This is a genomic window from Metabacillus sp. YM-086, from assembly GCF_048059995.1.
In the GTDB taxonomy this organism is placed as follows: domain Bacteria; phylum Bacillota; class Bacilli; order Bacillales; family Bacillaceae; genus Metabacillus; species Metabacillus litoralis_B.
Genome location: NZ_JBLUOI010000009.1, coordinates 37,909 through 60,920, shown reverse-complemented (window position 1 = coordinate 60,920; position 23,012 = coordinate 37,909). Strand labels below are relative to the sequence as shown.

Genomic DNA, 23,012 nt, shown 5'->3' with positions numbered 1-23,012 from the left:
AATCGTAAGCACTGTGAGCAATACAATCCATCTTAGCTTCACATATATCCTCCTTGTCTATTTTCTATTTATTATTGTATATGTTTTTATCCTCTACATTATCCATTAAGTTGAGACGAGTTCTTTTTAAGCACAAAACAATATAAGTAGAAATTATTCTAAGATAATAGGTTTTGTGACATTTTTGTGAAAAAGAAGTATCGCACTTGTCAATAGTCGACATATTTTGATATATTATAGATGTGAAATTAATCACAAACAAACATTTACCCCTTTGTTTGACCGTGAAAAATTTCTCCCATCCCCTTTGTTGTCGTTAAGACATAAAAAGAAGACCCTTTACTTTGTATGGGGTCTTTTTATTTTGCCTCGAAAATAAGAATCGGAGATAAACTGTTTGAAATCGAAGATAAAGGTTCAGGAATCGAAGATAAACCGTTCACAATCGAAGATAAAAGTCTAAGAATCGAAGATAAACCGTCCAAAATCGAAGATAAAGGTTCAAGAATCGGAGATAACATTCGCAATCGAAGATAAAAGTCTAAGAATCGAAGATAAACCGTCCAAAATCGAAGATAAACGATTAAAAATCGAAGATAAACCACTCAAAATAGGAGATAAACCACTCAAAATAGGAGATAAACCATTCAAAACCGAAGATAAGACCTCAAGACCCGCGGATAAACCTACTAAAATTGCGGTTAAGACCCAAAACAATCAACTAATTAGAGGGAAATCACTCTTTACCTTCTATATTTTAATAGAAATAAACCCTATATCGTAAACAAATCCATGAAATACATAAAAATATGAGCATTCTCCTTATAAAGTAACGGCCTCCTTGCACACCCTCCCCCTCATTTCACCCTCGCCAGCTCTCATATAACTCTGCTATTCTAGTAGTATCAAATCAAATCAGGTTTTAAGAGAGAAGGGAGCTCGTAACAATGGAAGTAACAAGTATACATCCTGCAGTTGCTGTGATTATTTTTGACAAAGAAGGTCGAGTGCTTTTGCAAAAACGACGAGATGTTGGGTTATGGGGAATTCCTTCGGGTCATGTAGAGCCTGGTGAGACGGTGGAGGCTGCTGCGAAACGCGAAGTACTTGAGGAAACAGGCTTACATATTGAAGTTGATAAGCTCATTGGCGTTTATTCTGATCCAGCTTCACAGGTTTTTCACTATCCAGATGGGCGAGTGGTTCATTTTATCACCACCTATTTTTCAGCGGCTATATCTGGTGGTGAGCTTGAAGTAAACGAGTCAGAATCCTTAGAAATAAAGTTCTTTCCACCTTCTAATTTGCCAAACGGATTACTAAATATGCACCCTAACTGGTTAATAGATGCTCTGGAAAAACAGGAGGCTGCATTCATTAGATAATCCCGGGCTCAATTCTCTTACGCAGAAGCGTCATTTCACCAATTGTTTGCCCCTGTAAAAGTTCAGCTCCATCAACAACAGACGCAAAGAAAAGGAATGGCGTCATACCATTCCTTTTTATTACCCTATATATCTCCAGAAAGTACCGTGTTTTGCTTGTACCTTTTCAACAGTTTGAGATAGAACTAATTTTTTTAATGTTTTTTCAACATCAGCTATTGTCATATTATATACCGATGCTATTTCAGCAGTGGCAACAAATTGGTAGTGAGCTAGGAATGCTTCTAATGGAGGGGTGTGTGAAGGCTTAATATCATCGCCCACCATTTCTTTTAAGACTTGAACATATAAATCATACGTATAAATGCCTGTTATTTTTAAGCCTTCTCTTTCTACCTCTTCACTGAAAAAAGCAAGTGTAGGGATTTCCTGGACATCCATTTCAGAAGTGATTTTCAAGTCACATTGCAAAGCCTTTGCTGAGCTTTCTGAATGAAGATCTTTTCTGAATTCATTGACGTCAAGTCCGACATCTTTTGCGATTCCAATTAAAATTTCTTCATCTGAGACATTTTGACTTTCAATAAATAGTACTTCCTGCAGCTTCCTCATAAATTTAAGACCTGCTTTTCGTCCTTGAAGTTCAGCTGATTTTATCGCTAGTGAAGCTGTGTATGGACTTGATAATGGATTTTTCAGCCACACATTTCCATCACATGACATTCCTGTACGACTGCCTGTTTTTTCCCAAGCCTGTGCAAGCTTTTCAGGTTTTTTTCTTTTTGAAACGTTTAGTGTTGCAAGACGGCCACTAATAATATATTTTAGCGTGAAAAGGCGTCCGTATTCTATTTGTAACTTTTTTATGATTGGTTCCAATGCCCAGCATTCAGGGCATAAAGGGTCAACAAACATATAAATTTCCAATGGCTTATCAGGGTGACCACTACAATGTGAGAAAAAGAGGGAGATGTTTTTATTCTCATGATGTCCCATCAAGATGTCCCTCTTTACTGTCCGGTGAGTTCACCATATGTTCAGCAGTAAGTTTTAAGCGATGCAATAGAAAGTCCTTTACTTCCCCCTCGAGTTGAACTTCCTTCATTGCTTTCTCCATACAAGCAATCCATGCTTTTGCTCTTGAAGGTGTGATTTCAAAAGGAAGATGTCTTGCTCTGAGCATCGGATGGCCATGTTCCTCGGTGTATTCTTGAGGGCCACCTAAGTACTGTGTGAGAAATTGCTTTTGCTTTCGTGCTGTTTCAGTTAAATCATCTGGAAAAATGGGAGACAATAACGGATGTTTTTGTACGTGTCCATAAAAGGCATCAACAAGCTGCGAAAGAGTTTCTGCTCCTATCGCCTCATAGGGTGTTAGATTTTGATTCGTCACGTTGATATCTCCTTTTCAAATTGCTAATGTTATTGTAATAAACGCAAAGTTTGTTTTTGGAAAATGAATAGAAGAATATTTAGATAGTAAAGAATGTCATAGCTATTAGGATAATATGACTATTTCAGCTTGCGTTATGTAAATTCATTTTAACAAGCACTTCTATATATCTCAAACAAACCGCTCTCATAATGGGATATTTACCATTATTGTATGTTATTGGAGTTATTGTATGTGTTTATTTAAAGGGGTCTAGAACAGTTCTAAAAACAAAAAAAGAGACTCAACAGAGCCTCTTTTAAATAATTCATTATACATGAAAAGTAGAAGTGATTTTACGCACATAATTTTGTGTTTCTTTAAAAGGAGGTATACCGCCATACTTATCAACGTTGCCAGGTCCTGCGTTATAGGCAGCTAGTGCAAGTTTTACATCTCCGTTATATCTCGATAGCATCTGTTTTAAATATTTTGTTCCACCTTCAACGTTTTGCGCCGCATCGTAAGGATCGTTTACACCAAGAGAGCGGGCAGTAGCCGGCATTAATTGCATAAGTCCCATTGCACCAGCGTAGCTTTTGGCAGTAGGATTAAATCCGGATTCCTGCTTGATAACTGCACGAATTAATTTCTCATCTACTCCGTACTTGGTGGCAGCCTGACGAATAATCTCGTCGATAGAGCCAGATGCAATCGGCCCTGATGTTTCTTTAACAGAAGTTGTTTTTGTTACAACTGGTGAGTTTAAGATCATTCTAGGTAAATCTGCTAAAACAGATGAATTATTTGTTGTTGCACTTGAAGTTGAGGGATTAATAAAAGATTTTAATAAATCCTGAAAAGTTGTATCAAAGGTTGAATCTTTTGTTTGGGTTGGTGTTGTATTGAAATTTTGCAATGCCTGTAGTTCAAGCATTGTTTTATAATATCTTGCTTTAATATCCAAGATTCTTACCCCATCTCACTATATTTTTGTTCATAAAAACGGCGAATCTTATTTTTTGTTAGTCTAATTGGAATGTGAAGGTCATGTAGAAGTTGATGGAAGACCTTTTTTCCGATTTCTTCATCTTTTGCTTCATATTCAAGCTCATAATCCTCTACTGTTAAATATCGGCTATGATCTAAAACTATTAAACCATTTTGAAAATTTTTTTCTGCACGACGTGTTGATAAAGAACCAAAATAAGTTATTTTGTTAACATCTAAGTCTAATTGAAGCAGACGATCAACAACTTCGCCATTTACGAGTTCACCAGTTTTCATCATGCTATCAGCCATTTCGTCTGATAATGTTTGATGTGTTTCGAGTAAGCCAACTGTAGCAGGTTCTTTTAAAGTCATAACAAATTTATTTTGCTTTCTTCTTATTCGCAAAGCTGCTCCGATTGCTTTTAACGAAAATTCAGGTGTATCAAAATAATGATTTTCTTGGTCGAAAAAATCATGTTCCTCTATTTTAAATGTTTCTTTTATTTTGTAATATTCATCTTTTGTTAGAAGATTCTTAAATTCTATTTCAATTTCTTGTGACATTTTAGGATAGACCTCTCTTATCAGATAGTTTAGCGTAAGACAAAAAACGATCTCTTTCTATTATCTCTTGAATTTAAATAGACCGCAATGTTATCAAGTGACTTTTTAATATGGTAAAATAATCTTGGATTGTAATGGAAGGAGATAGTTATGAATACTAGAATCGAATTAAATAAAGCAACATTAGAAAACAACATACTTATATTAGAAGCAACAGAAATTCCAACTTCACTACAGGATGTAGAAGCGAAAGGACAAATGCTTGTTGATTCGGATCATCTAGCGTTTATTTACATATTAGAGTCTGGTGATGAATTTGTCTATGCTAGTTTACCTGACAGTATTTGGCCACACTTAAAGGAAGCATTGGATAAAGAGATAAAGATAGAACTAAAATTAAGCAATGAGCAGATTGAGCTAGTTAACCTTATAGATGAATTAAGTTATTTGTTAGAGAACATCAAAGATAATGCAAACTATGGGGAAGAAATGGAAAACAAAGTTGTTGAGATTTTTGCTTTAGCATAGTCTAGCGTTTACACGTTGGTGAGGCTCTTAGGCTTTATTCAATAACTTAGTTTCACAGTGCTTTAATGATAGGAACATGTCTATTGGAACAGCAACAGGTGGTCGTGTTAGGGGGATGCATATGGAAGGTGAACAATGGAAGTCATTTTTGGCTCCTTATAACCAAGCAGTTGAGGAATTAAAGGTGAAATTACGAGGAATACGCTCGCAATATGAACTTGAACATTCACATTCACCAATTGAATTTGTAACTGGTCGCGTGAAGCCGATTGCCAGTATTTTAGATAAAGCGAAGCGGAAAAACATTAGCCTTGAGAACATAGAGGAAGGTCTACAAGATATCGCGGGAATTCGAATGATGTGTCAATTTGTTGATGATATTCGTTTTGTTGTAAATATGTTAAAAAGCAGAAATGATTTGGAGATCATTGAGGAACGAGATTATATTACCTCACAAAAAGATAGTGGATATCGTTCCTATCATCTAGTTGCAAAATACCCGGTACAAACAATATCTGGGGAAAAGAAATTACTTGTTGAAATTCAAATTAGAACATTATCAATGAATTTTTGGGCGACAATCGAACACTCGTTAAATTATAAATATAGCGGAAATATTCCTGATAATATTAAAGTAAGATTAAAAAGGGCAGCAGAAGCAGCATATTCACTTGATGAGGAGATGTCCCAAATTAGAGGGGAAATCCAAGAAGCCCAAGCTATTTTCTCACGAAAGACGGACAAAAAATAAAATCGAACAGAGATTTTAAATTTAAACGATAAAGGGGTAATTTTTATGAAATTTGCCATATCATCCAAGGGAGATCCGGTTTCTAATTCAATCATGCAAAAAATGAAAACCTACTTATTGGATTTTCAACTGGATTACGATGAAGATCAGCCGGATATTGTTATTTCTGTAGGTGGTGATGGTACCCTTTTATACGCCTTTCATCGCTATCGAAGCAGATTAGACAAAACTGCCTTTATTGGGGTGCATACAGGGCATCTTGGGTTTTATGCTGATTGGGTTCCAGAAGAAATTGAAAAGCTTGTGATTGCTATTGCTAAAACGCCGTATCAAATTGTTGAATACCCGATTTTAGAGGTTATTATTCGTCATAATGACGGGGGAAGAGAGGCTAGATATCTAGCGCTTAATGAATGTACAGTGAAAAGTATTGAAGGAACACTTGTCATGAACGTTGAGATTAAAGGGCAAATGTTTGAAACATTCCGTGGTGATGGCTTATGTATTTCTACACCATCAGGCAGTACAGCCTACAATAAAGCATTAGGTGGGGCAATTTTACATCCTTCTTTACGTGCCATTCAGTTGGCGGAAATGGCTTCTATCAACAATCGTGTTTTCCGTACAATCGGTTCGCCGTTAATTTTGCCTGAACATCATACATGTATGCTGAAACCTGTTAATGATGTTGACTTTCAGATTACAATTGATCATCTTACTCTGTTACACAAAGATGTGAAATCAATTCAATGTCGTGTGGCAAATGAAAACGTACGTTTTGCCCGCTTCAAGCCATTTCCTTTCTGGAAAAGAGTTCGTGATTCTTTTGTTGGAGATACAGATCGTTAATGGAGTCAACATTTCAATTAGAGTGGAAAATAACATCAAAAGATGATGGGAAGCTCGTTTTAGATTTTGTGAAAGAGAAAAAAATATCAAAGCGAGCTTTAACGGATATAAAATTTCATGGCGGAGAGATCCTCGTGAATGATCGTCATGTTACAGTTCGATATCAGTTAAAAAAAGATGATTTTTTAACCGTGATTTTTCCAAAGGAAGAAAAGGGGTCAGGACTTGAGGCAGATCGAGTTCCCTTTAGCATCGTATATGAAGATTCGCATTGTTTGGTTATTAATAAACCTCCTTTTGTACCATCAATTCCATCGAGAGATCATGTAAGGGGAACATTAGCAAATGGATTAATTCATTATTATGAGGAGCATCATATTCCTTCCACCATTCATATCGTAAATCGTTTGGATAAAGATACCTCTGGGTTGATGTTAGTTGCGAAGCATCGTTTTGCTCATTCGTTGTTTTCAGATATGCAAAAAAGTAAAAGTATTCATCGTTCGTATGAAGCTTTTGTGCATGGGGTGATGGAGGAGCAAAAAGGAACGATATCAAGTCCTATTGGACGAAAAAAAGACAGTATTATTGAGAGAGAGGTATGTGACGATGGCCAGAGTGCTGTCACACATTTTCAAGTGCTTCGCTCCTACAAAGATAGAACACATGTAAAGTTAGTGTTAGAAACGGGGAGAACTCATCAAATTCGGGTTCACCTTTCATCAATAGGACATCCCTTATGTGGAGACACGTTATACGGTGGAAATCAACTAGATATTAATAGGCAAGCCTTACATAGCTCAGAGCTATCATTTTGGCATCCCTTGTTAGAAAAAGATCTTTGTTTTCAAGCGAAACTTCCGGAAGATATGGAGAAATTAGCGAAAAGGATTCATCTTAAGCGTAAGTAGGTCCGTTTTTCGGTTGAAAGAAGCATAAAATAGTTAACAGACCAAATCGCGTAGATTTGGTCTGTAGTCGTTTTTACCTATATAACAACGATATAAGATATACACACTCGAATTTGCATACACAAAATCACAACCGATATAACGCGACAATAGCTGTTGTCACTTGCTAATAGCTTTGCCATTTGCAACGTTGAATTTTTATTGTATCAGTTTTGTCATTGTGATTTTATGTTAAATTAATTTTAGAGCTTATGAAGGAATGTTCTTGAACTAACGGCAGGTTAGTGAAAGAAGGGGAATAGGTTGTCCTTGTCCATGTTTGAAAAAACAAAGGAGAAAATAAAGTGGTTCTCTATTTATTAAACAGAAATCTTCCCTTTGTTTATTATTCTAATAATTGCAATGATACTTCTGCAGAGTAACAGTTTTAATATCATGCTTAGAAATGAGTGATACCAACTCCACCCTTTTTTCCATCTTATTAATTTTGTTTTTCTTTCGGCTAAAGTTTCTAAGATGATTTGAGGGGTTATTAATATGATTGCTTTTAAAAAAATACCAATTGGTCTGCTGTTAAGTGTCCATTGGTTGTAGTAAAGTAACAACAAGGGATAATGAATATAGTCAAAAGGTAAATGGATTTTAACATTTTTAAAAAGCTTATTTTTGTATTTTATATACCCTTTTGATACCAAATAACTATCAGCAAAGTAATTACCTATAATGCTTACTAGATAAACAATTACCCAATCTTTAAATGAACGTTTTACGATGGCAAAGGGTAATAGAACTAACCCAATTATAGTGCTGTTGTTTAATAGATAGTATGGGATATTCCTTTCTTTACTCAATATTTACACCTCCATTTATCATCTTTCCCTTTTTCAAATCGTTTATGATATGTTTTAGTTGAACAAGACGATATCAAAAACAGAACGCTTGGGTATTACACCCAAGCGTTTTACATATGTTATTTGTCATGCTATATGATCATTCAACTGATATTTTAGGTTTTATCAACAGTATCGGATTACTTCCCTTAATTGATGAAGCTTTTTTTCTATAAAAAATAGGTATTAAAATTTTGTGCCATTCATCCGTTTTACTTTTCCCGAAACCGTGACTCATCATAAGGAAGGCTTGATTCAACAGAGATCACTTCATCTTCCGGGTAACGATATGCTGTAAGCTTGTTACCAAACACCGCTCCAGTGTCAATATTAATCGTTCGATTGGCTCGTTTAGGCTCTTTAATAGGAGTATGACCATAAACAATCATTGCCTTTCCTTGGTAATGTTGAGCCCAATCACGACGTTCAGGTGTTCCATCAGGGTTCTTTTTACCAGTAATATCTCCATATAAAACAAAGGTTTTAACGGCATTTGAACTTTTTCCGATATAATCTTCCCTAATTCCAGCGTGAGTAACAATTAGCTTTCCGTTATCAAGAATTTGATAAAGAGGTGCTGCTTCATATAGAAACTTAAACTGATTTTTCACTTCAGCTTTCTTTTTAGGTGGTAATTCCTCGTATTCTGCTACTGTTGTTTCAAGACCGTGAGTAATTTGAACTTTGTTTCCAAGAAAGTAGCGGTACAGCTTATTGCAGTGATTGCCAGGAGAATAATGTGCGCCTTCTTTTTGAACAAGCTGGTAGACAATCTCAATTACTTTTATAGATTCAGGCCCGCGATCGGTCAAATCCCCAACAAATGCAAGCTTTCTATCATTAGGATGAATGGGAATTCCAGTTGTCCAGTCATAGCCCATTTTTTTTGTTAGCTCCTCAAATTCACGAAAACATCCATGAATATCGCCAATAACATCAATTTTCATATGTATCGCCTCTTTGTCAAAGTGTAAAAAAAAGTACCCTATTTATAAGGGTACCACTTCGATTAGTCAAACATGTATTTTCTTGTTCGTGAACGGACATTTAGAACAATTCCGATAGCAACCATATAAGTGGCAAGAGAGCTTCCTCCATAGCTAACAAATGGCAATGGCAGACCTGTAATTGGGAGTAGCCCAATCGTCATGCCTACATTTTGGAAAACCTGAAATGTAATCATACCAATGACACCTGTGCATAAGAAGCTGCCAAACGGATCATTGCTTTCTAGAGAGATATGAATCATGCGATAAATAAGTAAGAAAAACAATGAAACAACAATACTACCGCCAATAAATCCAAATTGCTCTGAAATAATCGCAAAGATAAAGTCAGTATGTGCCTCAGGTAAATAAACTTCTAGATTTTGATAGCCTTTTCCACGTAATTCACCCGATCCAATAGCTAACAATGATTTAACAAGCTGAAATCCTTGCTCACCAGAATATTCCCAAGGATTAAGCCAGCCGTAAAATCGATCTAGCTGATATTCTTCTCCGCGTAAAATATACTTTAAGAAAAAATCAGGATATTTAATAAAGATGAAAATAAATGTTCCGGCACCGATTAAAAAAGTAGAAGCTGCTGTAACAATAATTCGCCATTGAATCCCTGAGATCAGAATAAGCGATCCGATAATCGCACAGAACACCATGGTCATCCCCATATCCGGCTGTCTTATTAAAAGAAGGACAGGCGGAGCCGCAGCCGCAGCAATCTTTCCAATTAAGAGAAAATCATCTGCTAGTGTATTTTTAGGGTATTTTTCACGATGATCTGTAATAATCTTACTCAAGACAATGATAATAATAATTTTCATTAATTCCGAAGGCTGAAAATTTCCTAATGGACCAATTCTATACCAGCTTGTTGCTCCTTTAATTGTTTGAACAATACCCTGTGGTAAAACTTCAAGACCTAGTAAAAGGAGTAAACCAAAGCCGTATAAATACCAGGCTAGCTGCTTAAATCGGTCATAATCAATCAGCATCGTAACAACAACAGCGAATGATCCGATAATATACCATTGAATCTGTTTCATTGAAAAGTTTATGCCCTTTAGTGTTTCTGGAAGGGTGGATTCAGCACTGTTTATCGCGAATGTACTCACGATAGCCAATAAAAACATGATAAAAATTAATGTGTAATCTATTTGTTGTTGTGGGGATTTTTCGTTTGTCATAGTCGATCCCTTTCTAAATCTTTAAACTTGAAATTTTCTATATAGTCATTGTATCATTAACCATCTTAATGGATTGTGAACGATTTGCAAAGGATCCATTTCATAATGGCTGTTTTCTTAGGTTACATTTTAAATGAAAGTTGATTTCCGCTCCAGAATATAACGCGTTTAATGGAAAAAAAGTCTCTAAAAGGAAATGTTTTATTTTTGTAAATAATGTTCATCTTATTGCTTCAATAAATGCATATAGAATATTATAGTTATTATAATGTGAATCGCAATATGTAGAAATACTTAAGTATATGTCGAAAATTTATTTATTTCCTTAATATATATGACAAAGAGAGGAGGAACAGACTTTGTCAGAAGAAAGAGAACAAGTTGAGCTTGAAGAAGGAACGCTGCTCTCAGCACTTACTCAGAAAAATATGGATGATTTTCGTTCCGTGTTTTTAGAGCAGCACCCTTACGACCAGGCCAGCTTTTTTATTAAGCTTGACCCAGAAGATCGCCAGACTGTTTATCATTTTCTTTCCCCAGAAGAAATGGCAGCGGTCTTTGAAAATATTGAAGATGAAGATGGCCTTTATCAAACATACTTATCAGAAATGGATCCAACGTTTGCTGCCCAAATGCTTGCACAGATGTATGCAGATGATGCCGTTGACGTTTTAAATGAGCTTGATAAGGATCAGGTTGCAAGTTATTTAACAATTATGGATGATGAAGCAGCTGAAGAAATACGAGAGTTGCTTCATTACGAAGAATATACAGCCGGAAGTATCATGACAACGGAGTATATCTCCATTCATGCTCATCAAACGGTTCATTCTGCCATGCAAATATTAAAGAAAGAAGCTCCAAACGCTGAAACAATTTATTATGTATTTGTTGTGAATGAAGATGAAAAGCTTGCTGGTGTTATTTCGTTAAGAGATTTAATTATTAGTGAACCTGACACGATGATTTCAGACATTATGAATGAACGTGTTTACTCGGTAAGTGTCGCGGAAGATCAAGAAGAAGTTGCAAGAAAAATGAAAGACTATAACTTCCTTGCGCTCCCAGTCGTTGATTTTCAAGGACATCTGCTAGGAATTATCACTGTTGATGATATCGTCGATGTTATTGAAGAAGAAGCAAGTGATGACTATTCGAAGCTTGCTGCGGTATCTGACGTTGATTCCACTGATAGAGGGCCGTTTTCTGCTGCCAAAAAAAGGTTGCCGTGGTTAATTATATTATTATTTCTTGGAATGTTTACAGCAAGTTTAATTGGTCGATTTGAAGCAACATTAGAGAAGGTTGCTATTTTAGCCGTGTTTATCCCTTTAATTGCCGGTATGGCAGGAAACACAGGAACACAGGCTTTAGCCGTTGCTGTTAGAAGAATTTCACTTGGTGATACTGAAGATCAAAATCTTAGTAAGATGATTGTTCGGGAGGCAGGTACAGGTTTAATAACAGGGGCCATTTGTGGTGTTGTTGTGACTGTTGTTGTTTTTGTATGGCAAGGTGACTTATTTCTAGGTGCACTAGTAGGGATCTCAATATTGGCTACACTAACTGTAGCGACGATTTCTGGTGCCTTTATTCCATTAATTATGCATAAATTGAAGGTGGATCCGGCTGTTGCATCTGGTCCTTTTATTACAACTATAAATGATATTATTAGTATTTTAATTTATTTTGGTATGGCGACTTTGTTTATGCAATATTTAATTTAACTAGATTCCAGCTTAGAGCATATTGTTACAAGTTATGTTCTAGCTTGTATATGATAGAAGATATACATTCTTCGCTAGATTTTTTACCTTTTATAATTACTGAATTTAAGATAAAGGAGGGATACGATGCATGGAGCATCTGTAACTTCATTAGTTATTGTTATTCTCGCAGCATTTCTAACCCCTATTTTGCTACATCGATTAAAGCTAAACTTTATGCCAGTCGTCGTAGCCGAAATTATCGTTGGGTTAATTATTGGAAAAAGTGGTTTTGATGTTGTCCACCAGGATATGTGGCTTGAGACATTATCAATGCTTGGATTTATTTTCTTAATGTTTCTTAGTGGTCTTGAAATAGACTTTACAGCTTTTGCAGGAGGAAAGAAAAAGGAGAAGCTTCCTTCTGGTAAAGATGCACCTAATGCGTTTTTCGTATCACTCATCATATTTGTTGGGATTTTTGCTCTATCCTTATTATTATCCTACATCTTTGTATGGATCGGGTTAATGGATAACGCGTTTTTAATGACCTTAATTATTTCGACTATTTCTCTAGGAGTAGTAGTACCTACATTAAAAGATGCAGGAATTATGAAATCCAATATTGGTCAAATTATTTTACTTGTGGCTGTTATCGCCGACTTAGTCACAATGGTGCTTCTTGCTGTTTTTGCTTCCATTTATGGTGGTGGAGACAACAATACATGGTTGTTATTAGTTCTATTTGGAGCAGGTGTTGGGCTCTATTTCTTAGGAAAAACATTTATGAATCGTTCATTCATCGAAACAATGTCAAAAGGGACGATTCAAATTGGGACACGAGCTGTTTTTACGTTAATTATTTTATTAGTGGCGATTTCCGAAACAATTGGTGCCGAAAATATTTTAGGAGCCTTTTTAGCAGGTGTGCTAGTTTCGCTATTATCTCCTAACAAAGAAATGGTTCAAAAGCTTGATTCTTTCGGATATGGATTTCTTATTCCCATTTTCTTTGTAATGGTTGGAGTTGATTTAGATATTTGGGCTTTGTTTAAAGATCCAAAAATCTTCCTGCTTATTCCATTATTATTTATCGCACTTCTGATTTCTAAGATTTTACCTGTTTATTATTTGAAAAGATGGTACGATGGCAAAACAACACTTGCAGCTGGTTTTCTCTTAACATCTACGCTTTCTCTTGTCATTGCAGCTGCGACGATTGGGGAAAGAATGGAGATTATCACAGCTGAAATGTCAGGTGCGCTTATTTTAGTTGCTGTTATTACGAGTATAGTAACTCCGATTTTCTTTAAAAAGCTTTTTCCAAAAAGCGAAGGAAAACCAACCAAAATCAAGGTTGCCTTTATTGGTGCCAATCAAATGTCACTGCCAGTTACAAGAGAGCTAAACCAAGATCTTTATGAAACAACGGTTTATCATATTCAACAAGATAAAATTGATAAACAAATCTCTGAATCATTGTTTGAGATTAGAGAAATTGATGATTTTCAGGTTGAAACATTAAAAGATCAAAACGCTTTTGATGTAGACTTAATTGTTGTAGCTACTGGTGATGAACAACGAAATGCCGATATTGCCTTATTTGCAAAAAAAGAGCAAGTTGATCGAGTGATTGCTAGTGTGGCATCACCTGATTTAGCAAGTCAATTAAAGGATGAGGGTATTGATATTTTCTCTACACTTCTTTCAACAAAAACGATGCTTCGTGCTTTAATTGAAGCACCAAGTGTTATGAGAATCTTAACAAATCAGGAAACAACTCTATATCAAATTAACTTAAATAATGCAAAATACGATAACATCCTGCTACGAAACTTTCCGTTTACAGGAGACATTATTTTTGTCCGTATTTTCAGAGGCAAAGATTCAATTGTTCCACATGGAGATACAGACCTGAAATTAGGAGATCGTCTAATTGTGACGGGCTCTAGAGAATATGTAAATGAACTTAAACATGAGTTGGAATTGATATAATTTTATCAATTAAAAAACATCAGGGTATCTTACTCTTGAAAGTTTCCAAACATTTGGTATGATAGAAATAAGTAAATACGAGAGAAACAACCGCTAGGGGAGCCTTAAATAGAGGCTGAGATTAAAGTGTGACTTTAAGACCCTTATAACCTGATCTGGATGATACCAGCGTAGGGAAGTGGATACATCATGGTTTTTTGTGTATGTAAACCACTTTCCTATAGGAAAGTGGTTTTTTGCGTCCTATAAAACTTTACTATTTAAGAATCAAGGTGAAAAAAAGTGGAATTTCATGTCATTACAGATGGCAAGCAAACGGTAAATGAATTAACAGTGAAACTTACGATGCTCCATCAAGATGTGGATTATATTCATATCCGGGAAAAACAGAAAACGGCTTCAGACATCATGTTACTTGTGTCAAATTTGCTTCAGCGGGGTGTACCGAAGGAAAAGCTTGTGATCAATGATCGACTTGATGTTGCTTTATTACATAATATCCCTAATGTTCATTTACCAGGACACGGCCTTCCTGTTGAGGTAGTAAGAGCTTTTGATTCGCACGTAAGAATTGGACGGTCTGTCCATTCGCTAGAAGAAGCTCTACGATGTGAAGAAGCGGGGGCTGATTACTTGTTATTTGGTCACATCTTTGAAACAAATTCAAAAGCAGCATTACCTCCAAGAGGTGTAGAACAATTAGCTGAAATTTGTGAGCACATGACAATTCCAGTTATTGCGATAGGAGGCATTACTCCTAGCACAATTAAGTTGCTTAAAAACGTAAGTGTTCATGGTGTTGCTGTTATGTCCTATGTTATAGCGAGCAGTGACCCAATTGCAGCTTTAACCAATTTAAAAGAGGGGGGTTACCATGCAAAAACAATATGATGTTGGAATTGTTGGCGGCGGTATAATTGGGCAGTCAATTGCCTATCAGCTTGCAAAAGAGGGAATCTCCGTTCTTGTATTAGATAGCCATAAAGGTGGTACAGGTGCAACATGTGCAGCTGCTGGAATGCTTGGGGCAAATTCCGAATTGGAAAATAATGATGCTTTTTTTCAGTTTGCGAAGGAAAGTCAAAGACACTATCACATCTTACGTGATGAGCTGTCAGAATTATCACAGATTAATATTCAACTAGTTGATAAAGGCATGTATAAGCTAGCAATGACAGAAAATGAAGCGAGAGTTTTGAAGAAAGCTGTAGAAGATTATGAAACTTTAGAATGGCACACGAAAGAAACAGTTTTACAAGGTGAACCACATGTGTCTGATTCGATCGTAGGAGCGCTTTATATTCCTGAAGATGGCCACGTTTCTCCTACACATGTATGTGCGGCTTTCACGAAATCTGCTAGCTTACTAGGAGCAACATTTAAAGAAAATAGACCCGTTCATTCTGTTAAGAAAACAGCTACAAATGAGTATACGTTATCAACACCACAAGGGGATTATCTTTGTAGCAAAGTAGTTATCGCAAATGGAGTATGGAGTGGACACTTTTTTAAACAATTAGGACTTGAGGTCAATATGAGGCCGGTTAAGGGTGAATGTCTTTCCGTTCAAGGGGATCATTTAGATCTCGAAAAGACTCTTTTCTATGACCATTGTTATATCGTTCCAAAGGGTGATGGAAGGTTTGTTGTAGGAGCCACAATGATTGAGGATGATTGGAGTACAACACCATCACTTGGAGGAATTCAGTCACTGATTGAAAAAGTGACGCCGATGATGCCAAGTATTACATCCGCTAAGCTGCTCGATACTTGGGCTGGGTTAAGGCCACAATCTGATGATGGAAAGCCATATATTGGACAGCATCCTGAGGATGAGAACATCTACTTTGCAACAGGACATTACCGAAATGGAATTCTGCTTGCTCCTAAAACAGGAACAATGGTCAGAGATCTTATTTTAAAAAGAAAGCAAAACGAAGAGTATATTCATGCTTTTTCTTTAACGAGAAAGCTTACTCAAACAACGAGGTGATTTCATGAGCATTAAATTAAATGGTGAACAGGTTGAATTAAATCAAGAAGTTAAAACAATTCAGCATTTACTGGCGTTTTACAAGCTGGAAGATCGTCTTGTTATTGTTGAGCATAACCGCGAGATTGTTTTAAAAGATCAATATGAAAACACAATCATTTCAAATGGTGATGAAATTGAGTTAGTTCATTTTGTAGGAGGAGGATGATTTTATGTTAAAAATTGCAGATAAAACATTTCAATCAAGATTATTATTAGGTACAGGAAAATACCCTTCATTTGACATTCAAAAGGAAGCAGTTGCCCAATCAGAAGCGGAGATCTTAACGTTTGCGGTGCGCCGAATGAATATTTTCGAAGAATCACAACCTAATTTTTTAGAGCAATTAGATGTTTCAAAATATACACTGCTACCAAATACAGCAGGAGCTAAAACAGCTGAAGAAGCAGTAAGAATTGCGAAACTAGCAAAAGCATCAGGCTTATGTGACATGATTAAGGTTGAGGTTATTGGCTGTGATCGTTCATTATTACCAGACCCAGTTGAAACGTTAAAAGCAAGTGAAATGCTTTTAGAAGAGGGCTTTATCGTTTTACCATACACATCAGATGATGTTGTGCTTGCTAGAAGATTAGAAGAGTTAGGTGTTCATGCTATTATGCCGGGAGCATCTCCAATTGGCTCTGGTCAGGGACTTCTAAATCCTCTTAATCTATCATTTATTATTGAGCAATCTAAAGTGCCCGTCATTATTGACGCAGGAATTGGTTCACCAGCAGATGCGGCATTAGCAATGGAGCTTGGTGCAGATGGTGTTCTATTAAATACAGCTGTGTCGGCTGCTAAAGATCCTGTGAAAATGGCTGTTGCGATGAAGTTAGCGATTGAAGCTGGAAGACTAGGGTATGAAGCTGGTAGAATAGCTAAAAAAGACTATGCTATTGCAAGTAGTCCAACAGAAGGAATGATTACGACTTAATGGAACGCTATTCTAGACAAATGCTATTTACTCCAATTGGAGAAAAGGGTCAAGATAACATACGAAAAAAACATGTATTGATTGTTGGAGCAGGTGCTTTAGGTACGGCTAGCGCAGAAATGATTGCACGTGCTGGCATTGGAACATTAACAATTGTTGACCGAGATTATGTTGAATGGAGCAATTTGCAAAGACAGCAGCTTTATATAGAAGATGATGCGATCAATCGCATTCCTAAAGCTGTTGCAGCAAAGCAGCATCTTGAAAAGATAAATTCAGAAGTAGAAGTTTTATCGTATGTAGAAGATGTTACCTCTGCAAATATTGAGGAATTTGCTGAAGGTGTAGATGTGATCATAGATGCGACGGATAATTTTGAAACAAGATTATTGATTAATGATCTTTCAATAAAAAATAATATTCCATGGATTTACGGTGGCTGCGTGGGAAGCTATGGTTTATCGTTCACCATTATTCCTAGTGAAACACCGTGTTTACATTGCTTATTAAAGCATATCCCGTTCGATGGAATGACATGTGACACAGTCGGGGTGATCTCACCAATTGTAAGTATGGTTGCTTCACATCAAACAGCAGAAGCACTTAAAATTCTCGTAGGAGATATGGAAAACATGCGAGGTAAGCTTGTATCATTTGATTTATGGAAAAACCAATATTCTTCAATTAATATGGATCGACTGAAAAATGATGCATGTCCAACTTGTGGTACTGATCCAGTTTTTCCTTACTTAACGGCTGAAATGGAAACAAAGGCTGCTGTTCTATGCGGTAGAGATACTGTGCAAATTAGACCAAGTTCAGGTAAGCAATTTTCTTTTGAACAAATTGCGGAGCGAATAATGCCGATTGCAGATGCTTTTTTAGAAAATCCATTCCTTATGTCATTTACGTTTGGTGAACACAGAATCGTCCTATTTAAGGATGGTCGTGCCCTTATCCACGGAACGAAGGATATTTCTGAAGCGAAGAAGATTTATCACCGCTACATCGGGTAGCAAGGAGGATATAAAATGACAGTATCTCGTGCTTTAACAATTGCGGGATCGGACTCTGGAGGAGGAGCAGGCATCCAAGCAGATTTAAAAACATTTCAAGAGCTTGGAGTGTTTGGCATGACAGCAATCACTGCTGTTACAGCTCAAAATACACTTGGTGTCCAAGGAGTTTATCCTTTATCAATAGAAGCATTAAAAACTCAAATTGATTCTGTTGCAGAAGATTTAGTACCAAATGCGATTAAAACAGGCATGCTTTTTAATGCTGAAATGATTCAGCTTGTTGCGGAGAGAATACGGCATTATAACTGGGAAAATATCATTGTTGATCCTGTTATGGTCGCAAAAGGCGGGCAATCATTATTACAAGAAGAAGCTGTAGAGGCTTTAATTACCGCTTTATTGCCGTTAGCTAAAGTGATTACCCCAAATATACCTGAAGCAGAAGTGTTAACAGGTATGAAAATTGAAACGTTTGAGCAAAAAAAAGATGCTGCTAAAAAGCTTTATGATCTTGGTGCAACGTTTGTCATGATTAAAGGTGGTCACGATCCTAACGGTGAAGTGGTTATTGACCTGTTATATGATGGTCAGGGTTTTGATACATTCGAAGGTATACGAAAAGAAACAAAGCATACACATGGTACCGGCTGTACATTCGCTGCTGCGATCACGGCTGAAATTAGTAAAGGTAAAAGTGTACGTGAAGCTGTTTCAACGGCAAAAGCCTTTATTCAAGCTGCAATTGAAGATCAATTAGGGATTGGTGGAGGACACGGCCCAACCAATCATTGGGCTTTTAAGAAAAACAACATAACAACCGTATAAATGAAGACTATGGACTGACTCACAGATGAGCCATGACAGGTAGCAACTGTTGTGGCTCGAGTCAGTCCTTTTGGGTTTATTCGACAAAATTCGGGTGGTGCCAGGCACCATCAAAAAGGGGCATACAATATGAACGTATCTCAAGCACTAAAAATATATTTTGTAATGGGATCTGTGAATTGTTTTACCTTTGATCCAGAAAAAACATTGTCTGAGGCCATAAAGGGTGGCATTACGATGTTTCAATATAGAGAGAAGGGCAAAGGAGCTTTAGCAGGTGAAGAACAAGTTTATTTAGGAAAAAAATTAAAAATGCTATGTGAAAGGAATAGAATTCCATTTATTGTGAATGATGATATTGACTTAGCATTAGAGCTTAACGCAGATGGAATTCATATTGGACAAGATGATAGTGATCCTTTTTATACAAGAAAAAGAGTAGGAGCTACCAAATGGATTGGAATTTCAACGCATTCCATTCAGGAGGCAAAAAAGGCAGTAGCTGATGGAGCCGATTATATCGGAGTTGGCCCAATGTTCTCAACGAAAACAAAGCAAGATGCACATGATGTAGTAGGGCCATCCCTTATTACGCAAATAAGAGAAGCAGGCTTTATTCATTTGCCGATTGTAGGAATCGGTGGGATAACATTAGAGAATGCCAGTGAGGTTTACCATTCAGGTGCAAATGGAGTGGCTATCATCAGTGCGATCAGCCAGGCGAAGTCACCAAAAGATGCAACACAAGCATTTTGTTCGATACAATAGAAAAAGTCTTAACAATGGAAATTATGAAATAGCACTTATTTAATATCAATGCTATAATTATAACCAGGTACTAATAACTTGTATTAATTTAAGGAGGATGTACATGGATTTATCACTTAAAGGCCGTAATATCGTCGTAATGGGAGTAGCAAATAAACGTAGTATTGCATGGGGAATTGCCCGTTCTTTACATAATGCTGGAGCAAGATTAATTTTTACATATGCAGGTGAACGTCTAGAGAAGTCCGTTCGTGACCTTGCTGACTCATTAGAAGGTGAATCCCTTGTAATACCTTGTGATATTACAAACGATGAAGAAATCAAAACTTGTTTTGCAACAATTAAAGAGCAAGTTGGTGTGATTCACGGTATTGCTCATTGTATCGCATTTGCAAACAAAGAAGAGCTTCAAGGTGAGTATTTAAACACTACTCGCGAAGGATTCTTACTATCGCAAAACATCAGCTCTTATTCATTAACAGCTGTGGCTAAAGAGGCAAGAGGTCTTTTAACAGAAGGCGGAAGCATCGTTACATTAACATACCTAGGTGGAGAAAGAGTACTACCAAACTATAACGTTATGGGTGTAGCAAAAGCTTCACTTGAAGCAAGTGTTAGATATTTAGCAAGCGACCTAGGAAAAGATGGGATTCGTGTTAACTCAATCTCAGCTGGACCAATACGTACACTTTCTGCAAAAGGAATTAGTGACTTCAACTCAATTTTAAAAGACATTGAAGAACGTTCACCACTTCGTCGTACAACAACACCAGAAGAAGTGGGAGATACAGCACTATTCTTATTCAGTGACTTATCAAGAGGAATGACTGGTGAAAACCTACACGTTGATTCCGGATATCATATTTTAGCTTAATTAAAAAGGGCGGCTCAATTGTTGAGTCGCCTTCTTATTATTAATTTTTATAACATTGTATCGAATTTGAAGCATGTTTTTCTTGAAAGTTGTCTTCATGTAATAAGGTTCGTGCAGGTTGACGTTTGAGAATACTTCCGTTTTTAACAAGAATAATTTCATCTCCAACATCAACAATAACAGATTTTCTATTTTTATAAGGATTAGCCAATTCAATGCATTCTTTAGCAAAAGGATTGATTTGTGGAAAAGGATGATCTGGCTTTGCAAGAAAGAATCCTTGACCAAATTGGATGCCAAGATTCATGACTCGTTGTAATTCAGCCTCAGTTTCAATCCCCTCTCCGATAATTTGACTATTCATTTTCTTGGCAAAGGTTACAAATGCTTCAAGAATGTTTGATTTGACCTCATTATGGTCCACACCGCTTATAAGAGAACGGTCTACTTTTATATAATCTGGCATCAATTCTGAAATGGATTGAAGCGAAGAGTAGCCTGCCCCCGCATCATCAATAGCAATCTTAAATCCCTGCTCACGATAGTGATTTAAAGCATTTCGAAACGCCTTAAAATCGTTAATGGCATTTCTTTCGGTAATTTCAAACACAACATTCTTTGGTTCAATACCATAATGCTTTAGTACCGATATCGTATGACCTGCGTTGAATTCTTTATCATAAATAACCTGCGAATTTAAGTTAATAAACAACTTTTGATTGGTAATGGCATCCTTACTTAACTCAAATGCACGTTCTCTTGCTAATTTTTCTAATGAATATAATAAACCCTCTTCTTCTGCATAGGGAAATAAAGCATCCGGGCGATAAAAAGGACTAGAAACTGGTCCACGTGATAAAGCTTCGAATCCATAAATCGTATTACTATGAAAATGAACAATTGGTTGGAAATGAACAGTAAGCTGCCGCTGATCAAGGATCTCAAGAAAGTGATTCTTTAATTGTTTAGCTTGATCGGGCGTTTCTTGACTGATATTGTTCATACTACTTCTCCTTTAAAGGTCGTACTAAGACGATCTGATATCTACTTTTCCTACGTAATTCGACAATAACAGTTTATTGTTAAGGAGATGTAAATCTATTGTAAAAATTACATTATTTTGGAGAGGGACGTATTTCTTGGCATGAAAATTGTATGGAAATAGGCTTCTTTTAAATAAATTTTCATCATCTTATCACAACCTCAAAGAAATAGGCACATTACCCAGTTCGCAAGCATAACATGTTGAATGTGTAGACATACGTTTTATAGGAGGGATATGAGTGTCAAATAAACAAAATTACAAAATGAAGCCCCTTATGTATATCGTTTCACCCGAACATCAAGATATAGATGTAAATATGCAATCATTTGTTGTAAAAAAATCAAAACAACAAAAAGCAGATCAACCAAAAGAAATAAAAGCTCAAAAGCTAACAGTAGTGGAGGAAGAAGAGGAGGTAACAGAAGAAAAACAACCAGAAACAGCTGTTGCGGTTGTTGAGGAAAAAGAACAACCTGAGGAAGAAACAACGGTCAAACAATATCGAAAACAAAGAAAGCCAATCACACAAATGAATATTGCTGAAAAAGTAGAGTTCTTCACAAACTTACCAAAAAATATGCCAAGAACACTATGTCAGATTGAAACAGCTGAGGAAACATACCGCGGCGTTATTATGTCAGAAGAAGACAATATTGTTACGATCCGTTCACTAACACACGCAAAACCAATCGACTTGGAGCTTGCTGAGATTAAAGCGATTAACTTATTAGGATTTTAATTGTACTTAAAAAAGTTAGGCACTGGTGTGTCTAGCTTTTTCTTTGGGTTGAATTTGGACATGGTGGTTTAGGATAGAGGTGTTAGGTCTGGATACGAAGGGGAATTGAGACAGAAAACGTGTTGGGAGAAGAGGTGCTGTCTGGATACGAGGAGAATTGGGACAGAAACGTGTTGGTAGAAGAGTTTATTTCTCGATACGAAGAGAATTGGGACAGAAAACGTGTTGGGAGAAGAGCGTTTGTCTCGATACAGGGAGAATCGGGACAGAAAACGAGTTGGGAGAAGAGTTTATGTTTGGATACAAGGAGAATCGGGACAGAAAACGAGTTGGGAGAAGAGTTTATGTCTCGATACAAGGAGAATCGGGACATAAAACGAGTATAGAGAAGGGTTTATGTCTCGATACAAGGAGAATCGGGACAGAAACCAGGTACAGGGAAGAGTTTATGTCCCGATACAAGGAGAATCGAGACAGAAAACGTGTACAGGGAAGAGTTTATGTCTCGATACAAGGAGAATCGGGACAGAAAACGAGTTGTGAGAAGAGTTTATGTCTGGATACAAGGAGAATCGGGACAGAAAACGAGTACAGAGAAGGGTTTATGTCTCGATACAAGGAGAATCGGGACAGAAAACGT

Annotated in this window: 26 protein-coding genes and 1 riboswitch; of the genes, 18 read left to right on the top strand and 8 right to left on the bottom strand. The window is 36.6% G+C overall.

What is annotated here, in order from left to right; genetic code table 11:
• The first annotated feature begins 348 nt into the window (after positions 1 to 348).
• A complete protein-coding gene (locus ACEWK1_RS06175; protein WP_212136149.1) occupies positions 349 to 537 on the top strand; it encodes a hypothetical protein in 189 nt (62 codons plus the stop codon).
• Positions 538 to 947: 410 nt separating this feature from the next.
• Positions 948 to 1,385, top strand: coding sequence for an NUDIX domain-containing protein (locus ACEWK1_RS06170; RefSeq protein WP_212136150.1), 438 nt, complete (start codon positions 948 to 950; stop codon positions 1,383 to 1,385).
• A 120-nt stretch (positions 1,386 to 1,505) separates the two neighbouring features.
• On the opposite strand, the gene ACEWK1_RS06165 is transcribed toward ACEWK1_RS06170, so the two are convergent.
• The 4 genes from ACEWK1_RS06165 to ACEWK1_RS06150 all read right to left on the bottom strand — a co-directional run bounded on the left by ACEWK1_RS06165 (position 1,506) and on the right by ACEWK1_RS06150 (position 4,314).
• Positions 1,506 to 2,381: a ClpXP adapter SpxH family protein gene (locus ACEWK1_RS06165; protein ID WP_098798689.1), complete on the bottom strand. Its 876-nt coding sequence runs from the start codon at positions 2,379 to 2,381 to the stop codon at positions 1,506 to 1,508.
• Positions 2,368 to 2,778 carry a hypothetical protein gene (locus tag ACEWK1_RS06160; RefSeq protein ID WP_098798688.1) on the bottom strand — a complete coding sequence of 137 codons (411 nt, stop codon included), beginning with the start codon at positions 2,776 to 2,778 and terminating at the stop codon, positions 2,368 to 2,370. The genes ACEWK1_RS06165 and ACEWK1_RS06160 overlap by 14 nt, the downstream gene beginning before the upstream one ends.
• Before the next feature lie 310 nt (positions 2,779 to 3,088).
• Positions 3,089 to 3,718, bottom strand: coding sequence for a lytic transglycosylase domain-containing protein (locus ACEWK1_RS06155; protein WP_416635768.1), 630 nt, complete (start codon positions 3,716 to 3,718; stop codon positions 3,089 to 3,091).
• Positions 3,719 to 3,729: 11 nt separating this feature from the next.
• Positions 3,730 to 4,314, bottom strand: a complete 585-nt coding sequence (locus ACEWK1_RS06150) for a CYTH domain-containing protein (protein ID WP_212136151.1) — start codon at positions 4,312 to 4,314, stop codon at positions 3,730 to 3,732.
• Positions 4,315 to 4,464: 150 nt separating this feature from the next.
• Between ACEWK1_RS06150 and ACEWK1_RS06145 the strand changes: the two genes are divergently transcribed.
• From ACEWK1_RS06145 to ACEWK1_RS06130, 4 genes are all read left to right on the top strand, one after another.
• The gene (locus ACEWK1_RS06145; RefSeq protein WP_212136152.1) at positions 4,465 to 4,842 is read left to right on the top strand and encodes a hypothetical protein; all 378 of its coding nucleotides are present in this window, start codon (positions 4,465 to 4,467) and stop codon (positions 4,840 to 4,842) included.
• 121 nt (positions 4,843 to 4,963) lie between these two features.
• Positions 4,964 to 5,593, top strand: a complete 630-nt coding sequence (locus tag ACEWK1_RS06140) for a GTP pyrophosphokinase (protein ID WP_098798685.1) — start codon at positions 4,964 to 4,966, stop codon at positions 5,591 to 5,593.
• A 45-nt stretch (positions 5,594 to 5,638) separates the two neighbouring features.
• On the top strand, positions 5,639 to 6,442 hold the full coding sequence (locus ACEWK1_RS06135) for an NAD kinase (RefSeq protein WP_098798684.1): 804 nt from the start codon (positions 5,639 to 5,641) through the stop codon (positions 6,440 to 6,442).
• Positions 6,442 to 7,353 (top strand): RluA family pseudouridine synthase, encoded by a 912-nt coding sequence (locus ACEWK1_RS06130; RefSeq protein WP_212136153.1) that lies wholly within the window; start codon positions 6,442 to 6,444, stop codon positions 7,351 to 7,353. Before ACEWK1_RS06135 ends, ACEWK1_RS06130 begins: the two co-directional genes overlap by 1 nt.
• A gap of 359 nt (positions 7,354 to 7,712) precedes the next feature.
• Here the strand turns inward: ACEWK1_RS06130 and ACEWK1_RS06125 are convergent, their stop codons facing one another.
• The 3 genes from ACEWK1_RS06125 to ACEWK1_RS06115 form a co-directional block, all read right to left on the bottom strand.
• Complete coding sequence (locus ACEWK1_RS06125) at positions 7,713 to 8,204, bottom strand: CBO0543 family protein (protein ID WP_098798682.1); 492 nt, start codon at positions 8,202 to 8,204, stop codon at positions 7,713 to 7,715.
• Between the two features lie 251 nt (positions 8,205 to 8,455).
• Positions 8,456 to 9,190, bottom strand: a complete 735-nt coding sequence (prpE, locus tag ACEWK1_RS06120; RefSeq protein WP_121664732.1) for a bis(5'-nucleosyl)-tetraphosphatase PrpE — start codon at positions 9,188 to 9,190, stop codon at positions 8,456 to 8,458.
• A gap of 62 nt (positions 9,191 to 9,252) precedes the next feature.
• Entirely contained in the window at positions 9,253 to 10,428 is a 1,176-nt protein-coding gene (locus ACEWK1_RS06115) for an FtsW/RodA/SpoVE family cell cycle protein (RefSeq protein WP_121664733.1), read from the bottom strand.
• A gap of 359 nt (positions 10,429 to 10,787) precedes the next feature.
• Between ACEWK1_RS06115 and mgtE the strand changes: the two genes are divergently transcribed.
• From mgtE to fabI, 10 genes are all read left to right on the top strand, one after another.
• Positions 10,788 to 12,155: a magnesium transporter gene (gene mgtE, locus ACEWK1_RS06110; RefSeq protein ID WP_121664734.1), complete on the top strand. Its 1,368-nt coding sequence runs from the start codon at positions 10,788 to 10,790 to the stop codon at positions 12,153 to 12,155.
• A 126-nt stretch (positions 12,156 to 12,281) separates the two neighbouring features.
• Entirely contained in the window at positions 12,282 to 14,129 is a 1,848-nt protein-coding gene (locus ACEWK1_RS06105) for a monovalent cation:proton antiporter family protein (RefSeq protein ID WP_212136154.1), read from the top strand.
• Positions 14,130 to 14,214: 85 nt separating this feature from the next.
• A riboswitch (TPP riboswitch) is annotated at positions 14,215 to 14,323 on the top strand.
• Positions 14,324 to 14,411: 88 nt separating this feature from the next.
• Positions 14,412 to 15,020: a thiamine phosphate synthase gene (locus ACEWK1_RS06100; RefSeq protein ID WP_121664736.1), complete on the top strand. Its 609-nt coding sequence runs from the start codon at positions 14,412 to 14,414 to the stop codon at positions 15,018 to 15,020.
• Positions 15,004 to 16,122, top strand: a complete 1,119-nt coding sequence (thiO, locus tag ACEWK1_RS06095; protein ID WP_416635767.1) for a glycine oxidase ThiO — start codon at positions 15,004 to 15,006, stop codon at positions 16,120 to 16,122. Before ACEWK1_RS06100 ends, thiO begins: the two co-directional genes overlap by 17 nt.
• A gap of 4 nt (positions 16,123 to 16,126) precedes the next feature.
• Positions 16,127 to 16,330 (top strand): sulfur carrier protein ThiS, encoded by a 204-nt coding sequence (thiS, locus tag ACEWK1_RS06090; RefSeq protein WP_121664738.1) that lies wholly within the window; start codon positions 16,127 to 16,129, stop codon positions 16,328 to 16,330.
• Positions 16,331 to 16,334: 4 nt separating this feature from the next.
• Positions 16,335 to 17,102 (top strand): thiazole synthase, encoded by a 768-nt coding sequence (locus tag ACEWK1_RS06085; protein ID WP_121664739.1) that lies wholly within the window; start codon positions 16,335 to 16,337, stop codon positions 17,100 to 17,102.
• Positions 17,102 to 18,118 carry a thiazole biosynthesis adenylyltransferase ThiF gene (locus ACEWK1_RS06080; RefSeq protein ID WP_416635766.1) on the top strand — a complete coding sequence of 339 codons (1,017 nt, stop codon included), beginning with the start codon at positions 17,102 to 17,104 and terminating at the stop codon, positions 18,116 to 18,118. The genes ACEWK1_RS06085 and ACEWK1_RS06080 overlap by 1 nt, the downstream gene beginning before the upstream one ends.
• A 15-nt stretch (positions 18,119 to 18,133) precedes the next feature.
• Positions 18,134 to 18,946 carry a bifunctional hydroxymethylpyrimidine kinase/phosphomethylpyrimidine kinase gene (thiD, locus tag ACEWK1_RS06075; RefSeq protein WP_416635765.1) on the top strand — a complete coding sequence of 271 codons (813 nt, stop codon included), beginning with the start codon at positions 18,134 to 18,136 and terminating at the stop codon, positions 18,944 to 18,946.
• 129 nt (positions 18,947 to 19,075) lie between these two features.
• On the top strand, positions 19,076 to 19,714 hold the full coding sequence (gene thiE / locus ACEWK1_RS06070) for a thiamine phosphate synthase (RefSeq protein WP_121664742.1): 639 nt from the start codon (positions 19,076 to 19,078) through the stop codon (positions 19,712 to 19,714).
• A gap of 103 nt (positions 19,715 to 19,817) precedes the next feature.
• On the top strand, positions 19,818 to 20,588 hold the full coding sequence (fabI, locus tag ACEWK1_RS06065; protein ID WP_121664743.1) for an enoyl-ACP reductase FabI: 771 nt from the start codon (positions 19,818 to 19,820) through the stop codon (positions 20,586 to 20,588).
• 40 nt (positions 20,589 to 20,628) lie between these two features.
• On the opposite strand, the gene ACEWK1_RS06060 is transcribed toward fabI, so the two are convergent.
• Positions 20,629 to 21,591, bottom strand: a complete 963-nt coding sequence (locus tag ACEWK1_RS06060) for an EAL domain-containing protein (protein ID WP_212136158.1) — start codon at positions 21,589 to 21,591, stop codon at positions 20,629 to 20,631.
• 280 nt (positions 21,592 to 21,871) lie between these two features.
• Between ACEWK1_RS06060 and ACEWK1_RS06055 the strand changes: the two genes are divergently transcribed.
• Together ACEWK1_RS06055 and ACEWK1_RS06050 are read left to right on the top strand one after the other, a co-directional pair.
• Complete coding sequence (locus tag ACEWK1_RS06055; RefSeq protein WP_121664745.1) at positions 21,872 to 22,372, top strand: CotO family spore coat protein; 501 nt, start codon at positions 21,872 to 21,874, stop codon at positions 22,370 to 22,372.
• Positions 22,373 to 22,664: 292 nt separating this feature from the next.
• Positions 22,665 to 23,012 (top strand): hypothetical protein (locus tag ACEWK1_RS06050; RefSeq protein WP_416635764.1); only part of this gene is annotated, 348 nt, incomplete at its 3' end.